Source organism: Metapseudomonas otitidis (genome assembly GCF_900111835.1).
Lineage (GTDB): Bacteria > Pseudomonadota > Gammaproteobacteria > Pseudomonadales > Pseudomonadaceae > Metapseudomonas > Metapseudomonas otitidis.
This window is the reverse complement of sequence record NZ_FOJP01000002.1, coordinates 1-26,267: the sequence shown is the minus strand read 5'-3', so window position 1 is coordinate 26,267 and position 26,267 is coordinate 1. Positions and strand designations below refer to the sequence as shown.

General features: G+C 68.1%; 28 protein-coding genes and 1 rRNA gene. 13 read left to right on the top strand and 16 right to left on the bottom strand.

Annotation, left to right across the window (positions count from 1 at the left end):
- Positions 1–13 precede the first annotated feature (13 nt).
- Positions 14–1,525: a GGDEF domain-containing protein gene (locus BM198_RS02720; protein ID WP_074967600.1), complete on the bottom strand. Its 1,512-nt coding sequence runs from the start codon at positions 1,523–1,525 to the stop codon at positions 14–16.
- 161 nt (positions 1,526–1,686) lie between these two features.
- Complete coding sequence (locus BM198_RS02715; RefSeq protein ID WP_044409016.1) at positions 1,687–2,601, bottom strand: LysR family transcriptional regulator; 915 nt, start codon at positions 2,599–2,601, stop codon at positions 1,687–1,689.
- Between the two features lie 96 nt (positions 2,602–2,697).
- Between BM198_RS02715 and BM198_RS02710 the strand changes: the two genes are divergently transcribed.
- Complete coding sequence (locus BM198_RS02710; RefSeq protein ID WP_074967598.1) at positions 2,698–3,705, top strand: sodium-dependent bicarbonate transport family permease; 1,008 nt, start codon at positions 2,698–2,700, stop codon at positions 3,703–3,705.
- A gap of 63 nt (positions 3,706–3,768) precedes the next feature.
- Here the strand turns inward: BM198_RS02710 and BM198_RS02705 are convergent, their stop codons facing one another.
- From BM198_RS02705 to BM198_RS02695, 3 genes are all read right to left on the bottom strand, one after another.
- The gene (locus BM198_RS02705; protein ID WP_044409009.1) at positions 3,769–5,358 is read right to left on the bottom strand and encodes an ABC-F family ATPase; all 1,590 of its coding nucleotides are present in this window, start codon (positions 5,356–5,358) and stop codon (positions 3,769–3,771) included.
- Between the two features lie 185 nt (positions 5,359–5,543).
- Complete coding sequence (locus tag BM198_RS02700; RefSeq protein WP_074967596.1) at positions 5,544–6,152, bottom strand: FMN-dependent NADH-azoreductase; 609 nt, start codon at positions 6,150–6,152, stop codon at positions 5,544–5,546.
- A 121-nt stretch (positions 6,153–6,273) separates the two neighbouring features.
- Complete coding sequence (locus BM198_RS02695; protein ID WP_074968024.1) at positions 6,274–7,287, bottom strand: alpha/beta hydrolase family protein; 1,014 nt, start codon at positions 7,285–7,287, stop codon at positions 6,274–6,276.
- A gap of 272 nt (positions 7,288–7,559) precedes the next feature.
- Between BM198_RS02695 and BM198_RS02690 the strand changes: the two genes are divergently transcribed.
- From BM198_RS02690 to BM198_RS02675, 4 genes are all read left to right on the top strand, one after another.
- Positions 7,560–8,468, top strand: coding sequence for a LysR substrate-binding domain-containing protein (locus tag BM198_RS02690; RefSeq protein ID WP_074967594.1), 909 nt, complete (start codon positions 7,560–7,562; stop codon positions 8,466–8,468).
- An 82-nt stretch (positions 8,469–8,550) separates the two neighbouring features.
- Positions 8,551–9,738 carry an MFS transporter gene (locus BM198_RS02685; protein WP_074967592.1) on the top strand — a complete coding sequence of 396 codons (1,188 nt, stop codon included), beginning with the start codon at positions 8,551–8,553 and terminating at the stop codon, positions 9,736–9,738.
- An 18-nt stretch (positions 9,739–9,756) separates the two neighbouring features.
- Complete coding sequence (locus tag BM198_RS02680; RefSeq protein WP_074967590.1) at positions 9,757–10,104, top strand: MmcQ/YjbR family DNA-binding protein; 348 nt, start codon at positions 9,757–9,759, stop codon at positions 10,102–10,104.
- An 86-nt stretch (positions 10,105–10,190) separates the two neighbouring features.
- Complete coding sequence (locus BM198_RS02675) at positions 10,191–10,499, top strand: DUF2834 domain-containing protein (protein ID WP_074967588.1); 309 nt, start codon at positions 10,191–10,193, stop codon at positions 10,497–10,499.
- On the opposite strand, the gene BM198_RS02670 is transcribed toward BM198_RS02675, so the two are convergent.
- Together BM198_RS02670 and BM198_RS02665 are read right to left on the bottom strand one after the other, a co-directional pair.
- Positions 10,490–11,455, bottom strand: a complete 966-nt coding sequence (locus BM198_RS02670) for an alpha/beta fold hydrolase (RefSeq protein ID WP_074967586.1) — start codon at positions 11,453–11,455, stop codon at positions 10,490–10,492. The two genes, BM198_RS02675 and BM198_RS02670, sit on opposite strands and share 10 nt — an antisense overlap.
- An 89-nt stretch (positions 11,456–11,544) precedes the next feature.
- Complete coding sequence (locus tag BM198_RS02665; protein ID WP_074967584.1) at positions 11,545–12,375, bottom strand: undecaprenyl-diphosphate phosphatase; 831 nt, start codon at positions 12,373–12,375, stop codon at positions 11,545–11,547.
- 234 nt (positions 12,376–12,609) lie between these two features.
- Between BM198_RS02665 and BM198_RS02660 the strand changes: the two genes are divergently transcribed.
- The 3 genes from BM198_RS02660 (at position 12,610) to BM198_RS02650 (ending at position 15,408) form a co-directional block, all read left to right on the top strand.
- Positions 12,610–14,241: a methyl-accepting chemotaxis protein gene (locus BM198_RS02660; protein WP_074967582.1), complete on the top strand. Its 1,632-nt coding sequence runs from the start codon at positions 12,610–12,612 to the stop codon at positions 14,239–14,241.
- 82 nt (positions 14,242–14,323) lie between these two features.
- On the top strand, positions 14,324–14,887 hold the full coding sequence (gene pnuC, locus BM198_RS02655) for a nicotinamide riboside transporter PnuC (RefSeq protein WP_044408981.1): 564 nt from the start codon (positions 14,324–14,326) through the stop codon (positions 14,885–14,887).
- Positions 14,884–15,408, top strand: a complete 525-nt coding sequence (locus tag BM198_RS02650) for an AAA family ATPase (RefSeq protein WP_074967580.1) — start codon at positions 14,884–14,886, stop codon at positions 15,406–15,408. The genes pnuC and BM198_RS02650 overlap by 4 nt, the downstream gene beginning before the upstream one ends.
- Here BM198_RS02650 and BM198_RS02645 read toward each other — a convergent pair.
- From BM198_RS02645 to BM198_RS02625, 5 genes are all read right to left on the bottom strand, one after another.
- A complete protein-coding gene (locus BM198_RS02645; RefSeq protein ID WP_044408976.1) occupies positions 15,388–15,864 on the bottom strand; it encodes a DUF3429 domain-containing protein in 477 nt (158 codons plus the stop codon). The two genes, BM198_RS02650 and BM198_RS02645, sit on opposite strands and share 21 nt — an antisense overlap.
- 65 nt (positions 15,865–15,929) lie before the next feature.
- The gene (locus BM198_RS02640) at positions 15,930–17,249 is read right to left on the bottom strand and encodes a sensor histidine kinase (RefSeq protein ID WP_074967578.1); all 1,320 of its coding nucleotides are present in this window, start codon (positions 17,247–17,249) and stop codon (positions 15,930–15,932) included.
- Complete coding sequence (locus BM198_RS02635) at positions 17,246–17,914, bottom strand: response regulator transcription factor (RefSeq protein WP_044408967.1); 669 nt, start codon at positions 17,912–17,914, stop codon at positions 17,246–17,248. The genes BM198_RS02640 and BM198_RS02635 overlap by 4 nt, the downstream gene beginning before the upstream one ends.
- Entirely contained in the window at positions 17,914–18,228 is a 315-nt protein-coding gene (locus BM198_RS02630; protein WP_044408964.1) for a PepSY domain-containing protein, read from the bottom strand. The genes BM198_RS02635 and BM198_RS02630 overlap by 1 nt, the downstream gene beginning before the upstream one ends.
- Complete coding sequence (locus BM198_RS02625; RefSeq protein WP_074967576.1) at positions 18,228–18,536, bottom strand: PepSY domain-containing protein; 309 nt, start codon at positions 18,534–18,536, stop codon at positions 18,228–18,230. The genes BM198_RS02630 and BM198_RS02625 overlap by 1 nt, the downstream gene beginning before the upstream one ends.
- 201 nt (positions 18,537–18,737) lie before the next feature.
- On the opposite strand from BM198_RS02625, the gene BM198_RS02620 reads away from it, so the two are divergent.
- Genes BM198_RS02620 through BM198_RS02610 form a run of 3 tightly spaced genes read left to right on the top strand, consistent with a single transcriptional unit; the run spans position 18,738 to position 20,986 of the window.
- Positions 18,738–19,817 (top strand): hypothetical protein, encoded by a 1,080-nt coding sequence (locus tag BM198_RS02620; RefSeq protein WP_074967574.1) that lies wholly within the window; start codon positions 18,738–18,740, stop codon positions 19,815–19,817.
- 25 nt (positions 19,818–19,842) lie between these two features.
- A complete protein-coding gene (locus BM198_RS02615; RefSeq protein WP_044408956.1) occupies positions 19,843–20,769 on the top strand; it encodes a hypothetical protein in 927 nt (308 codons plus the stop codon).
- Positions 20,729–20,986, top strand: coding sequence for a DUF5329 family protein (locus tag BM198_RS02610; RefSeq protein ID WP_244165663.1), 258 nt, complete (start codon positions 20,729–20,731; stop codon positions 20,984–20,986). Before BM198_RS02615 ends, BM198_RS02610 begins: the two co-directional genes overlap by 41 nt.
- A gap of 10 nt (positions 20,987–20,996) precedes the next feature.
- Here BM198_RS02610 and BM198_RS02605 read toward each other — a convergent pair whose 3' ends face one another.
- From BM198_RS02605 to hmpA, 3 genes are read right to left on the bottom strand one after another with little or no spacing between them, the layout of a single operon-like run.
- Positions 20,997–22,187 carry an NnrS family protein gene (locus BM198_RS02605; protein ID WP_074967572.1) on the bottom strand — a complete coding sequence of 397 codons (1,191 nt, stop codon included), beginning with the start codon at positions 22,185–22,187 and terminating at the stop codon, positions 20,997–20,999.
- Positions 22,174–22,419: a hypothetical protein gene (locus BM198_RS02600; RefSeq protein WP_044408950.1), complete on the bottom strand. Its 246-nt coding sequence runs from the start codon at positions 22,417–22,419 to the stop codon at positions 22,174–22,176. Before BM198_RS02600 ends, BM198_RS02605 begins: the two co-directional genes overlap by 14 nt.
- Before the next feature lie 48 nt (positions 22,420–22,467).
- Complete coding sequence (hmpA, locus tag BM198_RS02595; RefSeq protein WP_074967570.1) at positions 22,468–23,649, bottom strand: NO-inducible flavohemoprotein; 1,182 nt, start codon at positions 23,647–23,649, stop codon at positions 22,468–22,470.
- A 148-nt stretch (positions 23,650–23,797) separates the two neighbouring features.
- On the opposite strand from hmpA, the gene norR reads away from it, so the two are divergent.
- Positions 23,798–25,354 carry a nitric oxide reductase transcriptional regulator NorR gene (norR, locus tag BM198_RS02590; protein WP_074967568.1) on the top strand — a complete coding sequence of 519 codons (1,557 nt, stop codon included), beginning with the start codon at positions 23,798–23,800 and terminating at the stop codon, positions 25,352–25,354.
- An 88-nt stretch (positions 25,355–25,442) separates the two neighbouring features.
- On the top strand, positions 25,443–25,799 hold the full coding sequence (gene queD, locus BM198_RS02585) for a 6-carboxytetrahydropterin synthase QueD (protein WP_044408942.1): 357 nt from the start codon (positions 25,443–25,445) through the stop codon (positions 25,797–25,799).
- Between the two features lie 245 nt (positions 25,800–26,044).
- Here the strand turns inward: queD and rrf are convergent.
- Positions 26,045–26,160 (bottom strand): 5S ribosomal RNA (gene rrf, locus BM198_RS02580).
- Between the last annotated feature and the right edge of the window lie 107 nt (positions 26,161–26,267).

Below are 26,267 nucleotides of genomic sequence, written 5' to 3'. Positions count from 1 at the left end.
ACGCGGTCCGATGCTAGGCCGGCCCGGCCAGCTCCACGCGGTTGCGGCCAGCGTCCTTGGCCCGGTACAGCGCCTGGTCGGCCGCCTCCACCAGTGCCAGCTCGCCCCCCAGCAACGCCGGACCCTGCAGGGTCGCCACGCCGATGCTGGCGCTGACCCGGCCCAGCGGGCTGGCACTGTGGGGAATCGCCAGCTCCGCCAGGCGCTGCAGGATCGCCTCGCCCACGGCCTGTGCGCCGGCCAGGTCGGTGCCGGGCAGGATCACCGCCATTTCCTCCCCGCCGTAGCGGGCGGCCTGGTCGCTCGGGCGCCGCACGCACCCCTGCAGGGCCTCGCCCACCGCCTTCAGGCACTCGTCCCCGGCGATGTGCCCGTAGGCGTCGTTGAAGCGCTTGAAGTGATCGATGTCCAGCAACAGCAACGACAGCGGCGTCCGTTCCCGGTAGGCACGCCGGGCCTCGGTGGTGAGGGTCATGTCGAAGCCGCGCCGGTTGGCCAGCCCGGTGAGCGGGTCGCGGGAGGCCAGGGCCTCCAGCCGGGCATTGCTCAGCAGCAGGTCCTCGCGGGTCGCCATGAGCAGCCGCTCGGTGCGAATGCGCCGGCGGATGTCGCGGATCAGCAGGTGCCCAACGATGCCGATGCCCCCCAGCATTGCCATAGCCACACCCACGGTGAACTGCGTTTCGGTGCGCCAGGCCTGCAGGGTCTCGCCCTTGCCGACGGCCACGGTGGTGACCAGGGGCAGGTGTTCGTTCTTGCGGAAGGCATACAGGCGGTCCACCCCGTCCAGGCTCGACGTGAGCGCCGCCGTGCCCACCGAGTGCCCCACCAGGTACTGGGTGTAGATGGGCGACCCGGAGAAATCGTGGGTCATGTCCTGCTCGCGGAACGGGTAGCGCACCAGCATCTGCCCGTTGGTGAAGGTGAGCGCGATGGCCCCCTCGGTGCCCACGTCGATCTTGCCGAACAGCCGGAGGAAGTTCTCCACCCCCAGCGTGACCGCCACCACGCCGGCGAAATGGCCGGGGGCGTCCTCGAAGCGCCGGCTGACGGTGATCACCCAGGCCCCGGTGGCGCGGCTGCGGATCGGCGGGCCGATGTGCACCTCGCGGGTCGGGTTGTCGCGGTGGAAGCGGAAGAAGGCCCGGTCACCACTGTTGGCATTGGCCGGGACCTCGCCATTGGAGGACATCAGCCAGTTGCCCGCCGCGTCGTAGATGACGATGCCGTTGAGCTGGCTCATCAGCAGCTGCTGCTGGTCCGCCAGGGCATGCAGGCGCTTCATCTGCTCCGGCCCGGTGCCCTCCGCCTCCAGACGCTCCATGAAACCCAGCAGCAGCGTCGAACTCTGCCGGACGATGCCTTCGGCGTAGGTGTCCAGCGCCTGGGTCAGGTTTAGGCTGTGCACGTAGGCTTCATGCAGGGTGCGCTCGCGCGAGGCCCAGACCTTCCAGCCGACCAGGGCGATGAGCGAGACCACGATGATGGCCAGGAGCAGAGCGGTAAGACGGATATCACGTTTCACAAATGCACCACGCAGACTTCCATTTCAGGCGATGCGACGCTGCAAACCCTCGGCAAGTCGCATCGCACCCCTGACAACATGGAAAAACAGACGACCGGCCACCCGCTCGCCCCGTATCAAACACCCGAACCGATGACAGCATCGGGGGGCCTGGAGGCGCCCTACTGCGACTGGCGCTGCCGGTACCAGGCCTGGGCCATGTCATCGAGGTGGGTGAGGAACACCGTCGCCAGGGGCGACAGGCGCTTGCCACGGGGGTAGAGCGTCCACCAGTTCGATTGCAACGGGAATCCCTGCACATCCAGCACGGCCAGTTGCTCGTGCTCGACGATGGGCGCCAGGGCATGGCGGGAAATGACCGACAGCCCCATTTCAGACGCCACCGTCTGCTTGATCGCCTCGTTGCTACCCAGCTCCACCCAGACCTGGGGCACGAAGCCGACCTGCTGGAAATGCGCATCGCAGGCCAGCCGCGTACCGGAACCACGCTCGCGGAGGATGAAGCGCTGCTCCGCCAGGTCTGCCAGGGTCAGCCCCTGCCGGCCAGCCAGGGGGTGCGACTGGCTGGCGATCACCACCAGCGGGTTGGGCAGGAAGGCGTGGGTCTCCAGCTCCAGGTCGGCCGGCGGCATGGAGAGGATGTAGAGGTCGTCGCGGTTGTCCCGCAGGCGCGCCAGCACCGCATCGCGGTTGAGCAGCTCCAGGGCGATGTCGATCTGCGGGTGGCTGGCGCAGAAGCGCCCGAGCAGGCTGGGCACGAAGTATTGCGCGGTGCTCGCCACCGCCAGGCGCAGGCGCCCCCGGGTCAACCCGCGCATGCCGTCGATGCGCTGCTCGAACGAGCCCCACTCCTCCACCATCGCCTGGGCCGTCTCGGCCAGCGCCTCGCCGGCCTCGGTGAGGTACAGGCGCCGGCCGATCTGCTCGTACAGCGGCATGCCCACCGCCTCGGACAGCTCCTTGAGCTGCATCGACACGGTGGGCTGCGTCACGTGGCAGGCCCGGGCGGCAGCGGTGATGCTGCGGTGCTCGGCCAGGGCGAGGAACAGGCGCAATTGCCGGAACGTCGCATTCATAACCTTTCCTCTAACCTTTGCATCGTAATTATTGATTTTTGATTATGCATCTTGCGCACTAGCCTATGGCCATCCCTGCTCCCCTGGAAACCGACGATGGCCAACTTCCTCGACCCCGCGATCCTCTTCTTCCTCTTCGGCATCTTCGCCGGCCTGCTGAAGTCCAACCTGGAGATCCCCGCACCGATCTCCCGCTTCCTCTCGCTCTACCTGCTGATGGCCCTGGGCCTGAAAGGCGGCTTCGCCCTCGCCGCCTCCGGCTTCACCCCGGAAGTGGCGCGCTCCCTGGGCCTGGCCGTGGTGCTCGCGCTGCTGGTGCCGGCGCTGGCCTACCAGCTGCTGCGCCGCCTGCTCAACGGCTTCGACGCCGCGGCCCTGGCCGCCACCTACGGCTCGGTCAGCGCGGTGACCTTCATCACCGCCATCCAGTACCTGGAGAACCAGGGCCTGCCCTATGGCGGGCACATGGCTGCAGCCATGGCGCTGATGGAGTCGCCGGCGATCATCATCGCCGTGGTGCTGGCCAACACCCTGCGCCACCGTGCGCCCGCCCCGGCGGCGCTGGCCACGCCTTCGGGCACCCTGGCGGTGGGCGGGGCCCCGAGCGGCGGCGTCGGCCTGGGCAAGGTGCTGCACGAGTCCCTCACCGACGGGGCCCAGTTGCTGCTGCTCGGCGCCATGCTGGTGGGCCTGGTGACCGGCGCCAAGGGCCAGGCCGCCCTCGCGCCGTTCTCGGTGGACCTGTTCAAGGGCATGCTCGCCTTCTTCCTGCTGGACATGGGCCTGCTGGCCGCACGCAACCTGGGGGACCTCAAGGGCCGTTCGCCCTGGCTGCTGCTCTATGCGCTGGCCGCCCCGCCGGTGCACGCCTGCCTGGCCCTGGGCCTGTGCGTGCTGGTCGGGGTCGAGGCTGGCAACGCCGCGCTGCTGATGGTGCTGGCGGCCAGCGCCTCCTACATTGCCGTGCCGGCGGCCCTGCGTTTCGCCATCCCCGAGGCGAGCCCCTCGCTGTACTTCGGCATGTCCCTGGGGATCACCTTCCCCTTCAATATCCTGCTGGGCATCCCGCTGTACGTCGGCCTGGCCCACCGGGTGCTGGGCTGAAGCCGGCCCGCCTCTGAAAACGAAAAACCCCGCCTGAGCGGGGTTTTTCCTGTCCGGTCGTGATCAGACGATCACGCCCTGGCTGCGCAGGTAGTCGTCGTAGGTGCCGCTGAAGTCGGTCACGCCGTTCTCCGACAGCTCGATGATGCGGGTGGCCAGGGAGCCGACGAACTCACGGTCATGGCTGACGAAGATCAGCGTGCCCGGGTAGTTCTCCAGCGCCAGGTTGAGCGCCTCGATGGATTCCATGTCCAGGTGGTTGGTGGGTTCGTCCATCACCAGCACGTTGGGCTTCTTCAGGATCAGCTTGCCGAACAGCATGCGGCCCTGCTCGCCCCCGGAGATGACCTTGACCGACTTCTTGATGTCGTCGTTGGAGAACAGCATGCGGCCGAGGGTGCCGCGCACCAGCTGCTCGCCGCCCTGGGTCCACTGGGCCATCCAGTCGAACAGGGTCATGTCGTCCTCGAAGTCCTCGGCGTGGTCCTGGGCGAAGTAGCCCACGTCGGCGCTCTCGGTCCATTTCACCTCGCCGGCCATCGGCGCCATCTCGCCCACCAGGGTGCGCAGCAGGGTGGTCTTGCCGATGCCGTTGGGGCCGATGATGGCAACGCGCTCGCCGGCCTCGATCTGCATGGACAGGTTCTTGAACAGCGGCGTGCCGTCGAAGCCCTGGCTGACCCGCTCCAGGGTCACCGCCTGGCGGTGCAGCTTCTTGTACTGCTCGAAGCGGATGAAGGGGCTGACGCGGCTGGACGGCTTGACCTCTTCCAGCTGGATCTTGTCGATCTGGCGGGCACGGCTGGTGGCCTGCTTGGCCTTGGAGGCGTTAGCCGAGAAGCGGCTGACGAACTGCTGCAGTTCGGCGATCTGCGCCTTCTTCTTGGCGTTGTCCGAGAGCAGGCGCTCGCGGGCCTGCTCGGCGGCGGTCATGTACTCGTCGTAGTTGCCCGGGAACAGGCGCAGCTCACCGTAGTCCAGGTCGGCCATGTGGGTGCAGACGCTGTTCAGGAAGTGACGGTCGTGGGAAATGATGATCATGGTGCTGTTGCGCGCGGTGAGCACGCCTTCCAGCCAGCGGATGGTGTTGATGTCCAGGTGGTTGGTCGGTTCGTCCAGCAGCAGCACGTCCGGATCGGAGAACAGCGCCTGGGCCAGCAGCACGCGCAGCTTCCAGCCCGGGGCCACGGCGCTCATCGGGCCGAAGTGCTGGTCCAGGGGAATGCCCAGGCCCAGCAGCAGTTCACCGGCGCGGGATTCGGCGGTGTAGCCGTCCATCTCGGCGAACAGCACTTCCAGCTCGGCCACGGCCATGCCGTCGTCCTCGCTCATCTCCGGCAGGCTGTAGATGCGGTCGCGCTCGGCCTTCACCTTCCACAGCTCGGCGTGGCCCATGATCACCGTGTCGATGACGGTGAAGTCCTCGTAGGCGAACTGGTCCTGGCGCAGCTTGCCCAGGCGGGTATTGGGTTCGAGCATCACCTGCCCGCCGGACGGCTCCAGCTCGCCGCCGAGGATCTTCATGAAGGTCGACTTGCCGCAGCCGTTGGCACCGATCAGGCCGTAGCGGTTGCCGTTGCCGAACTTGACGGAAACGTTTTCGAACAGCGGCTTGGGGCCGAACTGCATGGTGATGTTGGCGGTGGAGATCACGGGCGGAATCCTGGGCTGGGCGTGCTGGCACGCAAAAAAGGGCGCGATTGTAGCCGTTTAGGGCCCCCAGCGGGGAGCCGCCTGGCGAGCAGGACGGGTGAGGCCGCGACATTGCCCCTTCAGAAGGCCGAGCACCGCCATGAAAAAGCCCCGCCGAAGCGGGGCTCGTTCATCCTGCCTGCCGATCAGGCAGCCACGAACAGCTCGCCGATGCGCGACTGGGCGGCCTTGAAGGCGTTGGCGCGGGGTTCCTCGCCGTAGGCCAGGCCTTCGGCACGGACGATCTCGATGTCGGTGATGCCGAGGAAGTTCAGCACCTGCACCAGGTAGGCCTCGTGGGCCTGGCCGCTGGGCTGGCCGGCGTGGATGCCACCGGCGGTGGAGACGATCACCACCTTCTTGCCACCGGCCAGGCCCTGGGGACCGGCTTCGGTGTACTTGAAGGTCTTGCCGGCGACGGCGATGCGGTCGATCCAGGCCTTGAGCTGGGTGGGCACGGTGAAGTTGTACATCGGCGCGCCGATGACGATAGCGTCGGCACCGAGGAATTCGTCCAGCGAGGCTTCGGACAGGGCGACCTCGGCCTTCTGCGCGGCGTCGCGCAGCTCGGCGGGGGTGGCACCGGCCATCAGGCTGGTGGCGGAGAGGTGGGCGTAGGCGTCCTGGGCAAGGTCACGGTAGGTGACCTGCACGGCCGGCTCGGCGGCCTGCCAGGCTTCAACCACGGCGCGGCTGAGTTGGCGGGAGGCGGACGCGTCACCGAGGATGCTGGAGTCGAGGTGCAGAAGTTTCATGGGAAGGCCCCTGTGTCTGGCGATCGGCGGAGTGCGATCGGAATGGTGGCCATCCTACCCATGCAGCCAAACGACGATTAGTCGGTGCATTTGCGATGCAGCGTCCCACCCATGAGGCGAATCAGCGCAGCGATGTTTGCAGGTCCGCCAGGGTGCGGGTGAAGAAGCGCACGGCCTCGGCGTCGAGCTCGCGGTGCACCTCCACCCGGTCGACCCCGTCGGCATCCTCGCAGACCTGGGGCACCAGGGCGTCCATCTCCTCGGAACAGGGCGCCATGAACACGAAATGGCCGGCGCCCGGCACCAGGCGGAAGTCCGGCGGGTTGGGCAGCTTGCGCAGCAGCGCGCGGGCGTTCTGCTCCAGCGGCACCACGCGGTCCTCGTCCCCGCTGTAGAGCAGCACCGGCACCTGCACCGGCTCCAGCCCCTTGCGCCCGAACAGCACGCCAGGGGGCGCCATCAGCATCACGGCGCTGACACGCTCGTCGGCGAAGGGGTCGAGGTCGTCGCGGTCGGGCACCAGCTCGCCCTGGGTGCCGCAGGTGTCGTGGTCGGCCGGCTGCTGCTGGCAGTAGGCACGCAGGCGATCCGGGTCGGGTTGGGCGCCGGCCAGGATCAGTGCGGTCTCGCTGCCGGCGGAATAACCGATGACGCCGACCCGCTCGGTGTCGAGGCCGCCGGCCAACAGCGCATCGGACTCCGCCGCGTCGATGGCGGCGGACAGCTGCAACGGGCGGCCATAGAGGTTGCTCAGGGTGCCGGTGCGGCTCTGGTCCTTGTAGTTGTCGCCGGTGTGCAGCACGGCGAGCACCACGAAGCCGCGCCGGGCCAGGGCGGTGGCGAGGTCATGGTGGGCCAGCGGCGACCCGCCGTTGCCGTGGGAGAGCAGCACCAGCGGGAAGCGCCCGGCGGACATCGGCGCATCCTCACCGGCGGCGACGTGGTAGAAGCCCAGGTCGCTGCTCTGCGGCTCGCCCCGGGCCGGGTAGAAGGCCACGGCGCTGAGGCTGGCGCTGTCGTCGAGGGGGTCGCTGAGCACCAGACGGTGCACGCCGACGGCCTGGGCGGCCAGGGCATCGAGGGGAGCCAGGGCGGCCAGCAGGGCCAGGCCGAGAATGGCTGAAAGACGAACCAACATGGTGCTCACCTTCCGTTCCGGGTTCAGGGATCGGGCGCTCCGCCCCGCGTTCGGGCCAGGCTCGCCTCCCTGAGCCGGCGCCACCGCCGATGGACCGGCAGTGAGCCTGAGGTGTTGCAGGTATCGCGCCAGTCTTGACCCGGCATTCACCGATACGCGGAGCATTCAAGATACACCGCTCCGACAACTGCGTAGGCAAAGGATTCATCAAGTCGACGAAATCCACCACCGAGTGCCATAGTGCGCCCTCTTCCGAGCGGTAGCGCAGCATGCAGGACCTCAACGACCTCTTCTATTTCGCCAAGGTGGTGGAGCACGGCGGCTTTGCGGCGGCCGGGCGCCTGCTGGGCATTCCCAAGTCCCGCCTGTCGCGGCGCATCGCCGAGCTGGAGACGCGCCTCGGTGCGCGCCTGCTGCAGCGCACCACCCGCAAGCTGGCCCTGACCGACGTGGGCGAGCGCTTCCTGCGGCATTGCCAGGCGATGCTGCTGGAGGCGGAACAGGCCGAGGAAGCGGTGGCCAGCCTGACCAGCGAACCGCGCGGGCGCATTCGCGTCACCTGCCCCACCGAGGTCGCCCGCACCCGGCTGCGCGGCGTGTTCAGCGATTTCCTCGAACGCTACCCGCTGGTGCAACTGGACGTGGTGCTGGTGAACCACCGGGTCGACCTGCTGGCGGAGGGGGTGGACGTGGCCCTGCGGGTACGCGACCAGGAGGACGAGGAGCCCTCGCTGATCTGCCGCCGCCTGGCGCCCGCCCGCGCCTACCTGGTGGCGGCCCCGGCCCTGCTCCAGGCCGGCGCCCCTCAAACCCCGGACGACCTGGCCCGGTTGCCGGTACTCGGCGCGCTGGAGCGGGACCGCAAGCTGCACTACCTGCTGCGCGACGCCCAGGGCAACCGCCGCGACATCGTGCTGGAGCCCCGGCTGGCCATCGAGGATTTCGAGGTGCGCAAGCAGGCGGCCCTGCGTGGCCTGGGCATCACCATGCTGCCGGCGATGCATTGCAATCGGGAGCTGGAAGACGGCCGCCTGGTACGGGTCCTGCCGGACTGGGAGCTGCCGGGTGGCCACCTGCAGGTGGTCTACACCCACCGGCGCGGCCTGCTGCCCGCGGTGCGGGCGTGGATCGACCACCTCGTCGACGCCTGTCGCGGCGAAGCGCTGGAGCCCCTATGAGCAATCGTTAGCTGGCTTTCCTTCGGCCCGCCGGCTGGAGGATGATGGGCGCCTCCCGCACCGAGCCGAACCAGGTCCATCCATGAGCAGCGTCGAGCAGTCTGCCTCCATCACCCTGCAGATCGTCTCCATCGTCTTCTTCACCTTCATCAGCTTCCTCTGCATCGGCCTGCCGCTGGCGGTCCTGCCCGGCTACGTGCACAACGACCTGGGTTACGGCTCGGTGCTGGCCGGCGTAGTGATCAGCACCCAGTACGCCGCCACCCTACTCTCGCGCCCCTTCTCCGGCGCGGTGGCCGACCGCCGCGGTGCCAAGCACGCGGTGCTGCTGGGCCTGGCGGGCTGCGCGCTGAGCGGCCTGCTGACGCTGGCCTCCACCTCCCTGCAGGGCCTGCCGAGCCTGAGCCTGGGCCTGCTGCTGGCCGGCCGTGTGGCGCTGGGGGTGTCCCAGGGGCTGGTGGGCACCGGCTCGATCAGTTGGGGCATCGGCCGGGTCGGTGCGGAAAACACCGCGCGGGTGATCTCCTGGAACGGCATCGCCTCCTATGGCGCGGTGGCCATCGGCGCGCCCCTGGGGGTGCTGCTGGTGGGCGGCCTGGGGCTGTGGAGCATGGGCGCGCTGATCGCCCTGCTGGGCGCCGGAGCGCTGCTGGTGGCGCGGGGCAAGGCGCCGGCACCCATCGTCGCCGGCGTGCGCCTGCCGTTTCGCAACGTGTTCCTGCGCATCGCCCCCAACGGCGTGGCACTGGCCCTGGGCTCCATCGGCTTCGGCACCCTGGCCACCTTCGTCACGCTGTACTACGCCAGCCGTGGCTGGAGCGGCGCGGCCTGGTGCCTGACGGCCTTCGGCTGCGCCTTCATCGGCGCGCGCCTGCTGTTCGCCGGCACCATCAACCGGCTCGGCGGTTACCGGGTGGCCATCGCCTGCCTGGGCATCGAGAGCCTGGGCCTGCTCCTGCTGTGGCTGGCACCGCAGCCCTGGCTGACCCTGTGCGGCGCCGCGCTGACCGGCTTCGGCCTGTCGCTGGTGTACCCGGCCCTCGGCGTGGAGGCCATCTCGCGCATTCCCGCCTCCAGCCGCAGCTCGGCGCTGGGGGCCTACGCGGTGTTCTTCGACCTGGCCCTGGGCCTGGCCGGCCCGTTGATGGGCCTGGTGGCCAACGCCCAGGGCTTTGCCGCGATCTTCCTGGTGGCCGCCGGGCTGGCCCTGGCCGGCATGCTGCTGGGTTTCGTGCTGTTGCGCAGCGATGCGCGCCAGCGACCTCTCTAGACCTGCAAGGAGCTGCCTATGAGCGCTGACGAGATCGCCGCGTTCTGCCTGCAATTGCCCGGCGCCCGGGAAGACCTCAAGTGGGGCTCGAACCGGGTGTTCTCGGTGGCCGGGAACAAGATGTTCGCCATCGTCGACTTCCTCGGCGAGGACCTGGCCTTCAAGGTCGACCCCGACCTGTTCCTCGGCTACGTCGACCGCCTCGGCATCCGCCCGGCGCCCTACCTGGCCCGAGCCTTCTGGGTCAGCGTGGCGATGCCGCCGGCCCTCGGCGACGCCGAGCTGAAGGCCCTGCTGACCCGCTCCCACCAACTGGTGGTGGCGCGCCTGCCGAAGTACAAGCGGGTGGGGTTACTGCTGGACTGAACCGCCTGGGGCGGCCCAATGCCTCATTGCCGGCGCGGGGGCACTGCGGCAGATTCGGCGTCCATACCCATAACAAGGACGTTGCCATGCCTGCCCGCCCCCTCGGCCTCGCCGCTCTCCTCGCCGTTGGTGGCTACACCCTCTATGTGATGGCCATCAGCGAACAGTCGCTGCTGGCCTTCGGTGCTCAATTGATGAGCCGGCCGGACACCGCCCAGGTGGTGATCGACCTGTACCTGGCCTGCGCCCTGATCGCGGTCTGGATGTACCAGGACAACCGCCGCCAGGGCCGGAGCCTGGCCTACCTGCTGCCCTTCTACTTGCTGACGGCGGTTTTCGCCTCCATCGGCCCGTTGCGTTACCTGGTGCTGCGCCGCCCAGCCCCTCAGCGGTAGTGCCGCCCCAGGAACCCCAGCAGGCGCTCATTCACCGCCTCGGGCTGCTCGCTCTGCAGCCAATGCCCGCAGGCCTCGATCCGATGGGCCTCCAGGGCTGGCACCACCTCCGGCATCTGCTTCAGCGTATGGGCTTCCAGCAAGCCCACCGGGTCGTGGTCACCGATGAGGAACAGCGTCGGTTGCAGCACCCGCTGCCCTTGCAAGGGCTTGGTCAGCGCCCAGTTGCGCTCGAAGTTGCGGTACCAGTTGAGCGCACCGCGAAAGCCGTGGCGCTCGAAGGCCTTGCAGTAGCCGGCGAAGGCTTCCGGCTCGCACCACACCGGCGGCTGGCCGGGGTCTTCGAGCCCATCGAAGAGCCGCGAGCCGGCGGGGCGCTCCTGGAGGAAATGCCCCAGCGGCACGGCAGCGGAACAGTGGTGCAGCATCATGCGCAGAGTGCGGGGGATGTCGGCATCCAGCTCCTGCTCGGCCAGGCCGACCTGCTGGAAGTAGAGGATGTAGTTGAAGCGATCGGCGAAGTGGCGGCGCATGGCCTCGGTGGCCGGCTGCCGGGGCCGGCCGCCAAAGGGCACGGCCATGCCCACCACCGCCTGGACGCGCTGGGGTTCCAGCAGTGCGAGGTGCCAGGCGATGGGCGCGCCCCAGTCGTGCCCGACGACGCAGACGCGGGCCTGCCCGAGGGCGTCCATGGCGGCGCGGATGTCGGCGCAGAGGGTCAGCAGGTCGTAGGCGGCCGGGTCGACTGGGGCGCTGCTGGCGCCATAGCCGCGCATGTCGGGCACCAGCACGCGGTAGCCGGCACGGGCCAGGGGTTCGATCTGGTGGCGCCAGGCCAGCCAGCACTCGGGGAAGCCGTGCAGCAGCCAGACCGGCGGGCCGTCCTCCGGCCCGGCCAGGTGCAGGGCGAGCTGGATGCCGTTGACGGCCAGCAGGCGGTGTTCGAGCGGGAGCATGGTGGGCCTCCGGGCAATGGCGGGGGCCCACTATGACAAAGGCGCGCCCGTGGCGCGCCTTCATCGATGCGGCGAATACCTCGGCCTCGTCAGGCCTGGGCGGTGCTCCAGTCCACCACGCCGAAGACCCAGCTGGCGAGGATCAACAGGCCGAAGCCGATTCGGTACCAGGCGAACACGGCATAGCTGTGGCTGGCGATGAACTTCAGCAGCGCTCGCACCGCGAGCATGGCGAAGATAAACGACACCACGAAGCCCAGGGCGAATACGGGCAGGTCGGCGGACTGGAACAGGTGGCGGTACTTGTAGCCCGAGTAGACGGCCGCGCCGACCATGGTGGGCATGGCGAGGAAGAAGGAGAACTCGGTGGCAGCCTTGCGCGAGAGGCCGAAGACCAGCCCGCCGATGATGGTGGCGCCGGAACGGGAGGTGCCAGGAATCAGCGCCAGGCACTGGGCACAGCCGACCTTGAGGGCGTGCTTCCAGGTCATCTCGTCCACCGTGTCAACCTCGGTGCGGTGCTGCCGGCGCTCGGCCCAAAGCATGATCACGCCGCCGATCACCAGGGCGGTGGCCACGGTGATGGGGTTGAACAAGTAGTGGTGAATGACATCAGCGAAGGCCACCCCCAGCACCACGGCAGGGAGGAAGGCCACCAGCAGGTTGAGGGTGAAGCGCTGGGCGCTGCGCTGGCGCGGCAGGCCAACCACGATGTCGAAGACCTTGCGCCGGTATTCCCAGACCACCGCGAGGATGGCGCCGAGCTGGATGATGATGTTGAAGGCTTCGAAGCGCTCGCCGCCGAAGCCGATCAGATCCGCGACGATGATCTGGTGACCGGTACTGGAGATCGGCAGGAACTCCGTCAGGCCCTCGACGATGCCCAGCAACAAGGCCTGGAAGGCGGTCCACAAATCCATCGAATCTCCTCAGGGCACACGCGGTCGTGGCCCGACTAAATTAAGTGCGTTGGTGTTGCTGCGGCTGGGCTGCCGAGCGGCCCTATGACCGACCTTGGTCGACTGGGTTCCCGAGGCCCCGACCGTCATGCTCAGGTTTCAGGCGAAAAGGCCGAAATGCTATCAGACAACACGCCTGCAGCGCGCCTCTGACGCCTTAGGGAAAAACAACAATGTCGCGGGAGTACGTCATTCATGAATCTGCGCAGCCTGCCCATCAGCCAGCGACTCTGGCTGATCCTCATCGTTGCCGTTTCAATGCTTCTGATCCTCGGGGTGCTGATGCTCCGCCAGATCCATGAGGACTTGCTCGTCGGCAAGGAATTGAAGACCCAGCACGTGGTGCAGACCGCCATGGGCACCCTGCAGTACTTCCAGGGCCTGGAAGCCGCGGGCACGCTGACCCGCGAGGCGGCGCAGAAGCAGGCGATGGAGACCATCCGCGGCATGCGCTACGACAAGGCCGACTACTTCTGGATCAACGACCTGGGCCCGCGCATGGTCATGCACCCGACCAACCCGAAGCTGGAGGGCCAGGACCTCTCCGGCTACAAGGACCCGGACGGCAAGCCGCTGTTCAACCTGATGGTGGAGGTGGCCAAGGCCAAGGGCGCCGGCTTCGTCCACTACCGCTGGCCCAAGCCGGGCGCCTCCGACCCGGTGCCGAAGGTGTCCTACGTGCAGCTGTTCCAGCCCTGGGGCTGGGTGCTCGGCTCGGGCATCTACATCGACGACATGGAGGGCGAGTTCCGCAACCAGGCGCTCGAAGCCTCGGCCATCGGCCTGGTCATCGCCCTGCTGATGGCCGCGCTGGTGACGCTCATCGCCCGCAGCATCACCCGCCCGTTGAAGGACGTGGTGGGTGCCATGGCCGACATCGCCAGCGGCGAGGGGGACCTCACCAGCCAGCTGGACACCCACGGCCGGGATGAAGTGACCGCGCTGGCCAGCCACTTCAACGCCTTCACCGGCAAGCTGCGCGGGGTGATCCGCCAGTCCCTGGAGGCCGCCGGTGCGCTGGACCAGTCGGCCAGCGCCCTGGGCGGGATCGCCCAGGACGGCCACGCCCACAGCGAGCAGCAGTCCCAGCGCATGGAACTGGTCGCCACCGCCATCAACCAGGTGACCTACGGCGTGCAGGACGTGGCCAAGAACGCCGAACACGCCGCCGAGGAGGTGCGCACCGCCGAGGACCAGGCGCGCCTGGCCCAGACCAGCATCGATGCCAGCATCCAGCAGATCAGCGACCTGGCGAGCACCATCGGCCAGGCGGTGGAGGTGATCCGTTCCCTGGCAGCGGAAAGTTCGCAGATCGGCAGCGTGCTGGAGGTGATCCGCTCCATCGCCGAGCAGACCAACCTGCTGGCGCTCAACGCAGCCATCGAGGCCGCCCGTGCCGGGGAGCAGGGCCGTGGCTTCGCCGTGGTGGCCGACGAGGTGCGCCTGCTGGCCCAGCGGACGCAGAAATCCACGGCGGAGATCCAGAGCATGATCGAGCGCCTGCAGGCCAACTCCGAGGCGGCGGTGAAGGTCATCGACGAGAGCAGCCGGGCCACCCAGGCCACGGTGGAACGCGCCAGCCAGGCCGGCGAGAGCCTGGGGCAGATCGGCCAGTCGCTGCGCAACCTCACGGGCCTCAATGCCTCCATCGCCAGCGCCACCCTGGAGCAGTCCCACGTGGTGGAGGACGTCAACCAGAACGTCACTCAGGCCGCCAGCCTGGCCCACGACACGGCCATGGCCGCCGAGCAGACCCGCAGCGCCAGCCACCAGCTGAACGAGCTGGCCGAACGCCTCGGCCACCTGCTGCGCCAGTTCCGCATCTGAGCCCTCCCCTGCCCCACCTGCCGCCGCTGGCGCGGCAGGTGGGAGCCGCTACAATCGCCCCTCCATCGAACGAGGGTCGCCCGTGTCACCGCTTGAACTCTTCGCCGCCGCGCTCGGCGTGCTGGCCGTCTGGCTCACCGCCCGGCAGAACATCTGGTGCTGGCCCATCGGCCTGGTGATGGTGCTGATCTACGTCTGGATCTTCTTCGAGGTGAAGCTCTATTCCGACATGCTGCTGCAGGGCATCTACGCCGTGCTGCAAGGCTACGGCTGGTGGCAATGGACCCGGGGCGGCGCCCGCCATGACGGCCGCGAGGTCAGCCGCCTGGCGCCGGCGCAGCTGGCGACGGGCCTGGGCCTGGGGGCCGCCGGCAGCCTGGCGCTGGGCTACGTGATGGCCACCCACACCGATGCCGCCGCCCCCTGGCTGGACGCGGCGCTGACCGGGTTCAGCCTGGTGGCCCAGGTGTGGATGGCGCAGAAGCGCCTGGAGTGCTGGGCGCTGTGGATCGTGGTGGATGTGATCTTCGTCGGGCTGTTCACCTACAAGGGGCTCTACCTCACCGCCGCGCTCTATGCGCTGTTCACCCTGCTGGCGGTGCACGGCTGGCGGCAGTGGCGCCAACCCCTGGCGGCCTCGGCATGAAGGTGCTGGTACTGGCCGGCCCCGAGTCCAGCGGCAAGAGCTGGTTGGCCGGCGAGATCGCCGCACGCTTCGGCGGCCGGGTGGTGGGCGAGTACGTGCGCGAGTTCATCGACGAGCAGCAGCGCGACACCTGCTACGCCGACATTCCCCTGATCGCCCGGGGGCAGTTGCAGCGCGAGGACGCGGCACGGGCCGAGCGCCCGGCGCTGCTGGTGCTGGATACCCACCTGCTGAGCAACATCCTCTGGAGCCGCACGCTGTTCGGCGACTGCCCGGCCTGGCTGGAGACGGCCCTGGACGAGCGCCGCTACGACCTGCATCTGCTGCTGAGCCCGGAAGGCGTGCCCTGGGTGGGCGATGGGCAGCGCTGCCAGCCGGCACTGGCCGAGCGCCTGGCGTTCTTCCACGCCAGCGAGGCGTGGCTGAAGGCCCGGGGGCAGCGCTACGTGGTGCTTGAGGGGGATTGGGCCGAGCGCCGCGAGGCGGCGCTGACCACGGTGTCAGCCTGGCTGGCCGAGTAGCAGGCCGCCCCAGGCCACCAGCAGGCTGGTGACCACGCCGATGGTCAGCGGACGGCGCAGCGCCGGGTACCAGCCCGGTGCCAGGCCCAGGCGCACGGCACGCAGGTCGGCCAGGTAAAGGCCGATGAAGGCCGGAATGAACACGGCCACCGCAAGGCCGGCGGGCAGCCCGGCGGAGATGGCGACCCAACCGAACAATGCGGGAATCACCGAGAAGCCCAGCTGCAGGCGCGCGCGGGTGTCCTCCTGGCCGGCACGCATGGCCAGCCCCCAGTGAATGGCCCCCATGAACGCGAGGATGACGGCGGCGTAGTCCAGCAACGCCGCCAGCACCAGGGGGCGCCAGCCGATCGGGGTCAGCCAGATGCCGAGTGCGCCCGTGACGAAGGGCACCAGCCCGGCAAAACCGAGCAGCCGGGCCAGTTGCGGCGGATGGGGAGCATCGAATGCATGCATGGGGCGGGTCCTTGTTGGGTTGCCTACAGACTAGACAGGCCTGATACCAACCGCACTGCGTGCCGTCAACGGCGAGGCGCGGGCAGGTCGATGCGCACCCGCAGGCCGCCGAGGGGGCTGCTGTCCAGGGCGAGGCGGCCGCCCCAGGCGTCGATGATGTCACGCACGATGCCCAGGCCGAGCCCATGCCCGGCCACCTGTTCGTCGAGGCGGGTGCCGCGCTCGAGCACGGCCTGGCGCTGGTCCTCGGCGATGCCGGGGCCGTCGTCGTCGATGCACAGCCGGTAGCCGTCGCCCTCTCGGGCAATGCCCAGCAGGACCTGGGTCTCGGCCCACTTGCAGGCGTTGTCCAGCAGGTTGCCCAGCAGTTCCAGCAGGTCTTCCCGGTCCCAGGGCAGGCGCAGGCCGGGCTCGACGCTCCAGTCGAGGTCGAGTGCGCTGTCGTGGATCATGGCCAGGGTGTTGAACAGGGTCGGCAGCTCCGCGTCGCAATCGAAGTGCGCGCCGGGCAGCACATCGCCGGCCAGCCGGGCGCGTCCTAGTTCGCGGGCGAGGCGTTGCTGGATCTGCTCCAGCTGCTCGGTGAGGGTGGCGCGCAGTTCGGGATGCTCGCGCAGCTCCTCCCGGTTCTGCAGGTTGACCAGCACGGCAAGCGGGGTCTTCAGGGCGTGGCCAAGGTTGCCCAGGGCATTGCGCGAGCGGCGCAGGGTGTCTTCGGTGTGGGCCAGCAGGTGGTTGACCTGGCCCACCAGCGGCTCCAGCTCCTGGGGCACCCGGGTGTCCAGGTCGCTGCGCTGGCCCTGCTGCAACTGGGCGATCTGCTGCCGCACCCGCTCCAGGGGCTGCAGGGCGCGGCGGACGGTGTAGCGCTGCAGCCCGAGGATCAGCAGCAGCGCGGCCAGGCCAAGGGCGACGCCGGTCCATTGCACGCGACGGAAGTCTTCCAGCACGGGGGTGTAGTCCTGGGCGACGACGATGACCACCTGGCGGCCAAAGCGCCGGTAGTCGCCCCGGTAGGTGAGCAGGCGCTGCTCGCGGGGGCCGGGCAGCAGGTCGGCGGCCAGGCCGGCGCGCTCGGGCAGTTGCAGCTCGCTGTCCCAGAGCGAGCGGGAGCGCCAGGGGCGGTCGTCGATGCGGATCACGAAGTAGCGCCCGGAGAAGGGCTGCTGGTGGGCGGGGTTGAGCTTCTGCTCGTCCAGCTGGATACCATTGGGACCGCGCACCAGGGCGGCGAGCAGGCCTTCCGCTTCGCTGCGCAGGTTGTTCTCCAGGTAACGGCGCAGGCCGTCGTCGAACAACCACAGGCTGAGTTGGGCCAGGGGCAGCCCGACCACCAGCAGCAGGGCGACCAGGCCGAGGGAAAGCTGGCGCTGGATGGACCTCACCCGGTGACTCCGGTGAAGCGGTAGCCCTGGCCACGCCGGGTCTCGATGACGCTGCGGCCGAGCTTGCGGCGCAGGTGGTTGACGTGGACTTCGATGACGTTGGAGTCGCGCTCGGTCTCGCCGTCGTAGAGGTGCTCGGCCAGGTGGCTCTTGGAGAGCAGCTGTCCGGGGTGGAGCATGAAGTAGCGCAGCAGGCGGAACTCGGCGGCGGTCAGGGTCACCTCTTCGCCGTCACGCAGCACGCACTGGCGGGCTTCGTCCAGTTGCAGGCCTGCGGCCTCCAGGTGCGGCTGGTTGGCCAGGCCCTTGGCGCGGCGAAGGAGGGACTGGATGCGCAGGGCCAGTTCCTCGGGGTGGAACGGCTTGGTCAGGTAGTCATCGGCACCGGCCTTGAGGCCTTCGATGCGCTCGGCCCAGGAGTCCCGCGCGGTGAGCACCAGCACGGGGGTGGCGAGGCCATTGGCGCGCCACTCCTGCAGCACTTCGAGGCCGGGGCGGCCCGGCAGGCCGAGGTCCAGCACGATCAGGTCGTAGGGTTCGCTGGCGCCCTGGTAGGCGGCGTCGCGGCCGTCGGCCAGCCAGTCCACGGCATAGCCCTGGCGGGTCAGGCCAGCCAGGAGTTCATCGGCCAGGGGGACATGGTCCTCCACCAACAACAGGCGCATCAGTCGTCTTCCTCGTCCTTCAGGATGCGACCGTCGCGGGCATCCAGTTCCAGCTCGCGGACCACGCCATCGGTGGTCAGCAGTTCCACTTCGTACACGTAGATATCGTCCTCTTCCTCCAGCTCCGCTTCCAGCAGGCGCGCCCCGGGGTAGAGCCCCAGGGCGCGGTCGAGGAGTTGTTCGAGGGGCATGATCACCCCTCGCTCGCGGAGCTTGAGGGCTTCGTCCTGGTCCAGGTCGCGGGCCATGGCCTGCAGGGTGCAGGTGGCCAGGACCAGGGCGACGATGCCGCTGTAGCGAATGATCAGGCGCATCAGTCGTCCTGGTGGTTCTTCAGAACCTGGCCGTTGGTGGCGTCCAGCTCCAGGTCCCACTGCACGCCCTTGGCGTCACGCAGTTCCACCTGGTAGACGTAGCGGCCGTACTCTTCTTCCAGTTCGGTCTCGTGGATGGTGCCACCGGGGTGCTGAGCCAGGGCGGCGGCGTTGAGCTTCTCGAAGGACTGGATGGTGCCGGCGTCACGCAGACGGAGCGCTTCGTCCGGACCCAGGTCGCGGGCCAGGGCGAGGCTGGAGGTGGTGGCGAGAACGGCAGTGGCGAACAGAGCGGTAAGGGTTTTCATCGTGGCTTCTCCTTGTGGGGGTCGCTGTCTTGAGATGGGTCCACTGTAGCCAGTCGCCATTAATTCAAGCTGAATTCGCCGGGCTCCCCGCTGCCGGGGCGGCATCGTGCTACAGGCGGAGGCATCATTCACGCGCTGAAAGCACTTGGTCCGCAGGCGCGGGCCACTATAATCGCTGCCTCGCTTTTTTCGGAGGCCCCCATGAGCGCCATTCACATCAAGTCGCCCGCCCTTACCCTGCGCGCCGGCAAGCGGGCCCTGGCCCGTATCCGCGAGCGTGGCCTGCAACCGGCGGATGTGAAGATCCTCCCGGGCGCGGCGGGCGGGCCGAAGGCGCTGGGCATCCAGGGCCTGGATCTGGCGCTGTTCGGCGAATGGCTGCCCCGTGCGCCCCAGGAGCGCTCGCTGATCGGCGCCTCGATCGGCTCCTGGCGCTTCGCCAGTGCCTGCCTGCCGGACGCCGCGGAAGGCCTTCGTCGCCTCGGCGAGCTGTACACCTCGCAGCGCTTCCCCAAGGGCGTGAGCATGGCGGACGTGAGCCGCCGCTGCACGGCGATGCTGGACCAGTTGCTCGACGGCCAGGACCAGCAGGTGCTGAGCAACCCGCATTACCGCCTGAACGTGGTCGTGGTGAAGAGCCACGGCCTGCTCGCCCACGACCGTCGGGGGGCACTGGGCCTGGGATTGTCTTCGGTGATCGGCGCCAACCTGCTGGGCCGCCCGCGCCTGGCACGCCACTTCGAGCGGGTGATCCTGCATGACAGCCGCCTGGCACCGCCGCTGGCGCCGCTGAATGACTTCCCCTCGCGCTGCCTGCCCCTGGACGGCGCAAACCTGCGCCATGCGCTGCTGGCCTCCGGCTCCATTCCCATGGTGATGGAGGGGGTGCGCGACATCCCCGGCGTCGGCCCCGGCACCTACCGCGACGGCGGCCTGCTGGACTACCACCTGGACCTGCCCTACCAGGGCGACGGGGTGGTGCTCTACCCGCACTTCACCGACAAGGTCATCCCCGGCTGGTTCGACAAGGGCCTGCCCTGGCGCCGTGGCGATGCCGAGCGCCTGCAGGACGTGCTGCTGCTGGCACCGTCGAGGGACTACCTGGCCACCCTGCCCCACGGCAAGCTGCCGGACCGCAAGGACTTCACCCGCTACCTGGGCGACGACGACGGCCGCGAGCGCTATTGGCGCAAGGCCATGGCGGAAAGCCAGCGGCTGGGCGACGAGTTCCTCGAACTGGCCGACAGCGGCCGCCTCGCCGAGCGCCTGCTGCCCCTCTGACCCCATCTGTTCCAAGGAAGGATTCATGAAACTCGCCGTCGCCATCCTGCATGGCATTGGCAGCCAGCCCGACCAGCGCGATGCCGAGGGTCAGTACAGCTATGCCCAGGGTCTTATCGGCGGGTTGCGCCGGGAGCTGGGTGTGGAGGCCGACGCCATCGCCTTCCAGAGCCTGTACTGGGCCAGCGTGCTGGATCGCCGCGAGCGGGCTTACCTCGACCGCCTGGAGCACGAACCGGTGACCTGGCGCTGGCTGCGCGAAGCAGTGACGCTGTTCCTCGGTGATGCCAGCGGCTACCGCAAGGTGAGCCAGGCCTACGACACCACCTATGAAGAAGTGCACCAGTGCCTGCGCAACGGCCTCACCGCCCTGCGGGCCAAGGTGGCACCGACCACGCCACTGGTGGTGCTGGCCCACTCGCTGGGCGGGCACATCTTCTCCAACTTCGTCTGGGACCAGCAGAAGCTGAACACCACGCCCAGTTGCCCGCGCGATCCCTTCCTCGCGCTGGAAACCCTGGCGGGCCTGGTGACCTTCGGCTGCAACATCCCGCTCTTCACCTTCGCCTACGACCCGGTGCGGCCGATCCGCTTTCCCGGCCATTGCCTGCCGGCGGGCCTTGAGCACGCTGCGCGCTGGCTGAACGTGTATGCGCCGGCCGATCCGCTGGGCTATCCGCTGCGACCGCTGCAGAACTATGCCGAAGTCGTGACGGAGGACGTCGCCCTGCCGGTCGGCCCCTGGTACAAACGCCACACCCCTTTGAGCCACATGGAGTATTGGAACGATGCGCGCTTCCACCGTTACCTGGCGGGCCATCTGCGCCAGCTGCTTGCTGCTTGCGACCACCCCGAGCCAGGCCCAGCTGGACGCGCGGAGCCAGCAGGAGATCAACGCCCTGCTGGGGTTCGTGGAGAGCAGTGGCTGCCTGTTCATCCGCAACGGCAGTGAATACCCCGCCGCCGAGGCACGGCAGCACCTGCAGAAGAAGCTGGACTACCTGGAAAACAAGGGCCTGGTGGACAACGCCGAGGACTTCATCGCCCGGGCCGCCACGGAAAGCAGCATGAGCGGCAAGCCCTACAAGGTAAGCTGCGCCGGCCAGGAGCAGCTCTCCGCGGACTGGCTGAAACAGGAACTGACCCGCCTGCGCGCCGCCCGTCCCTGAATCCCTGCCTTCAGCCCGGCTGGCCATCCACCCGGGCCCGCCAGAACATCGGCCCGTAGTGCCCGAGGAACAGGGCGAAGGCCAGGATCCAGCAGGCCCCGGCCAGCAGCAGGCTGGCCAGTGGCCAAATCCCGATGCCGAAGACTCGCAGCACCGCCCCCAGGTTGAGCAGGCCGAAGGCCCAGCCCATCGCCGCTGGTGCCACCAGCGCGCGCCCGGTGTGCCCCAGGCTGACCCTCGCCAGCATCCCCAGGATCAACCCACCCATGGCCCCCACCGCCAGGGCGTGGAGGGCCGGACTGCTGCCCGCCAGCCAACCCAGGTGCCAGGCCGCCAGGCCGAACGGCGCCACCACCAGCCAGGCGAATGCCAGGTGCAGTGACCAGAGCAGTGGCACCCGCCAGATGCCCCGGTGATACCAGCGCACCAGACGCAGCAGGTGCCCCGCCCCGAGCACGGCGAACGGCAGCGCCAGGAACGGAACAGGCCGGTTGGCGGCGCCCATGAGCGTCGACAGCGCCACGCCCAGCGATAGCCCCAGGGTGCCCCACTCCAGCCAGGGCCAGGCCTTGACCTGGCTGGGCAGGCCAAGCCCGCGCTGGGTGAAGAACGGGATCACCCGCCCGCCGATCAAGCTCATCAGCGCGGCCACCAGCCAGAGCGCACCCTGCACACCCTGGCGCTGCCAGGCGTCGTTGCCCGCGAGCATGTCCAGCACCACGAGCCCATCGGCCACTGCCAACAGCAGAAGCATCAGCACCACCGGGTAGTTGTTGCGCTGTCGCACCCGCCACAGGCGACGGCCGATCACCCAGGCCAGCAAGGGCAGGAAGACCAGTTGCAGGGGCGCCGCCATCACCAGGGGCACACCGGCCAGCCAGGCCAGGCGCGCCAGCAGCCACACCACGAACAGGCCGACCAGGGGGCGGCCGGCAAGGCCCGGCTGGCCGGTCCAGTTCTGCACGGCGGTGAGCAGGAAACCGGCAATGATTGCCACGGCGAAGCCAAAGGGCATCTCGTGACGATGCCAGGCGAGCCAGCCTCCGGTGGGCTGCCACCCCTGAAGCAGCCCGCTCAGCACGCCCAGCCAGGCCGCTACCGCGAGCAACGCAAAGGCACTGCCCGCCAGGAAGAAGGGGCGGAACCCCAGGCGCCAGAGCGGTGCAATGGCCAGTTCGCGGCGACGGTCACGCAGTTGCATGGCAGGCCTCCCGATGCAGCCGCTGCAGGGCGGTAAGGCGGATGACATAGCCGACCTTGATCAGCGTGGGACCCAGGATGACCAGTCCATGGGCCAGCACCTGGGCGGGCAGCGCGAGGTAACGATCCAGCCCATAGGCGCCAACGACGCCGACCAGCAGCAGCGCGAGGCCGGCAGCCAGCAGGCGGTGGGCCAGGCTCAGCAAGGGGCAACGGCAAGGGACAGGGCGCATGGCGAACTCCTCCAGGAAAGGCCCGGCACCGGGGTGCCGGGCGGCGGTTCAGGCATCCAGTTCGGCAGCCGGACCGAAGAACTCGTAGTGGCACTGTGCGGCCGGCACGCCCAATGCGGCGAGGTGTTTCTTGACCATGGCCATGAAGGGCTTGGGACCGAGGAAGTACGCCTCGACATCACGGGAGGCGGGCAGCCACTGGGCGAGTTGATCGCGGCTCAGCAGGCCGGTGGCGTCGGCCCGGTCACCGGCGTTCGGTTCGCTGAGGCAGGTGTGGAGTCGCAGGTTGGGCGTGCGCGCGGCCATCTCTTCCAGCCAGGGGCGGAAAGCCTGCACGGATGCATTGCGGGCGCAGTGGATGAAGTGGATCGGTCGACCGCTTCCGTGGGCGGCTTCGAGCATGGTCAGGGCGGGGGTGATACCGACGCCGGCGCTGATCAGCACCAGGGGCTTGCGGCCAGGGCGCAGGATGAAGTCGCCGGCGGGGGCGAACAGTTCGAGGGCGTCGCCCTCCCCGACCCGGTCGTGCAGGTGGTTGGAAACCTTGCCGTTCGGCTCACGCTTGACGCTGATGCGGTAGTCGCGGCCATTGGGTGCGGCGGACAGGGAATAGTTGCGGCGCACCTCCTGCCCATCGATGTCCAACCGCAGGCCGATGAACTGCCCGGGGATGAACGCCTGGACGGGGCCGCCATCGGCGGGAGCCAGGTAGAACGAGGTGATCTCTTCGCTCTCCACCACCTTCTGCCGGACCACAAAGCGACGACCACCCCGCCACCCGCCTTCGGATTCGGCGTTGGCGGCGTACACCTCTTCCTCGGCAGCGATTAGCAGGCTGGAAAGCTGCTGGTAGGCGTCGGCCCAGGCGGCGATCACCTCGTCGGTGGCAATCTCCTCGCCCAGCACCTCGCGAATCGCCCGCAGCAGGCAGGCGCCGACGATGGGGTAGTGCTCAGGCAGGATCTGCAGAGCAACGTGCTTGGCGACGATGCGCCCGACCATCGGTCCCAGGGCGTCGAGGCGATCGAGGTGGCGGGCATACATGAGGATGCCGTTGGCCAGGGCACGCGCCTGGTCGCCACTGGCCTGGTGAGCCTGGTTGAAGAGTGGGCGGACCTCGGGATACTCGGTCAGCATGATGCGGTAGAAGTGGGTGGTCAGCGCTTCTCCGCCGGTTTCCAGCAGCGGGATGGTGGAAGTGACGATTGCACGGGCTTGGCTGGACAGCATGGGGGTTTCCCTTGTGGTGTGATGGTTCACCTTGGCTATTCCAGTTTTCGTGCCAGAAAATTTTCCCTTTATATTCAGTGAGTTGTATTTATTCGGGTTAATTTGACTACACTTGGCACCATGTCTTAACGACACGAATGGAGTCATTATGACTGCGCCCTCCTTGCTGCAGACCTTGCTTCCCCTGGTCAGCGACCTCTCCCGCGACCTGCCCGAACGCGAGCGCTATCGTCGCTTGCTGGAAGCCCTCCGCGGGTTGCTGCCGTGCGATGCCACGGCACTTCTTCGCCTGGAGGATGAACACCTGATGCCGCTGGCAGTGGATGGGCTGAGCGTCGACACCCTGGGCAGGCGCTTCCGCGTGGCCGATCACCCCCGTCTCGCGGCCTTGCTGGAACAGCGATCCCCCACGCACTTTCCTGCAGACTGCGACCTGCCCGATCCCTACGACGGATTGGTGGAGGGCCATCACGCGCACCTGGAGGTGCATGACTGCCTGGGGTGCCCGCTCTACCTCGATGAGCGCCCATGGGGTTTGCTGACGCTGGACGCCCTGGATCCATCGCGCTTTTCGCAGCAGGACCTGCAGACACTGGAACAATTCGCCAGCCTGGCTTCCGCCACGGTGAAGGCTGCGGAGCGCATGCATGATCTGGAGCGTCGCGCACAGGACGAACGGCAACGGGCAGATGCTTACCGCCAGGCCGCCGGCGAGCCGGCGCCTCGTGAACTGATCGGCCAGAGTGCTGCGCACAAGGCGCTGCTGGCGGAGATCGCAACGGTGGCGAACAGCGAGCTGACGGTGCTGGTGACCGGGGAAACGGGGGTTGGCAAGGAGCTGGTGGCCCAGGCGATCCATGCCCGCTCGCCCCGGCCCGGGATGCCGATGGTCAGCCTGAACTGCGCGGCGCTCCCGGACACGCTGGTGGAGAGCGAGCTGTTCGGTCACGTACGTGGGGCGTTCTCGGGCGCGGTGAATGATCGTCGAGGCAAGTTCGAGCTGGCCGACGGGGGAACGCTGTTCCTCGATGAAGTGGGCGAGCTGCCCATGGCCGTCCAGGCGAAGCTCCTGCGGGTGCTGCAGAGCGGGCAACTGCAGCGCGTCGGTTCGGATCGGGAGCACCGGGTGGATGTACGGGTCATCGCAGCCACCAACCGGGACTTGGCCGAGGAGGTCAGGCAAGGCCGTTTTCGCGCCGATCTGTACCACCGGCTGAGCGTGTATCCGCTGCTGGTCCCGCCATTGCGGGAGCGTGGGCGGGATGTACTGCTGCTGGCGGGCTTCTTCCTCGAACGCAACCGGGCCCAGCTCGGGCTACGCAGCCTGCGCCTGGCGGCAGACGCACAGGCCGCCCTTCTCCGCTATGACTGGCCAGGGAACGTGCGGGAGCTGGAGCACCTGATCGGTAGGGCGGGACTCAAGGCGCTGGCTGCTGTACGCCCCCAGCGACCACGTATCCTGACGATCGACGCCTCCTACCTGGCGCTGCCTATGCTCCAGGAGGGCGTGATTGCGACATCCGGTGCAACCGAAGCAGGTGCTAGTGAGGTCCGTGACCTGAGGGAAGCCGTCGATGATTACCAGCGACGCCTGATCGAGATGGGGCTGCAGCATCATCAGGGCAACTGGGCAGCTGCGGCACGCGATCTGGGACTGGATCGCGCCAACCTTCTGCGCCTGGCGAAGCGCCTGGGCCTTCGCTGAAGCCAGGCTAGCGCCGGACGGCACGAAAACACACAGCGCACCTGATACACTCGCGCCCCCGAAATCCCTTTCAGCCAGGGCGCAGCAGTTGGAAATCTTCAAGGAATTCATCTTCGAGGCAGCCCACCGCCTCCCCCACGTACCGGCCGGGCACAAGTGCGGTCGTCTTCATGGCCATTCGTTCCGAGTCGCCCTGTATATCGAAGGGGACGTTGACCCCCATACCGGCTGGATTCGGGACTTCTCGGAGATCAAGGCACTGTTCAGGCCCATCTATGAGCAGTTGGACCACAACTACCTGAACGACATCCCCGGTCTGGAAAACCCCACCAGTGAAGTGCTGGCCAAGTGGATCTGGCAGCAGGTCAAGCCGCTGATCCCGGAACTGAGCCGAGTACGCATACACGAGACGTGCACAAGCGGTTGCGAATACCGGGGGGATTAACTCGCCACCCCAGCGAAAGCCGCCAATAGGCGGCTTTTTTGTGTCTGCGAAATGGCGAACGCCAGGAGGTGAGCGGTCGACGGATAGCAGCGGAAGACCGACACGCAGCTTTGACGGGTAGCCTTTCACAGGGACGAACAAGACTCAGCGGAAAGCTCGCAGACTCGAATGACCGAGTTGGATTTTTCTTTCGCGCAAAGTCAAACCCCCGATCACCTTTCGATGATCGGGGGTTTGGTATAGGTGCTTGACGATGACCTACTCTCACATGGGGAAACCCCACACTACCATCGGCGATGCATCGTTTCACTACTGAGTTCGGGATGGGATCAGGTGGTTCCAACGCTCTATGGTCGTCAAGCAATTCTTTAGGGTGATCGTCGAGACGCTCACCCGAATTCGGGTATGTGACAGTACTTTGCGGTTCAATCGAATTTTCGGTTTGTCGACTTCACCAACAACACCAGA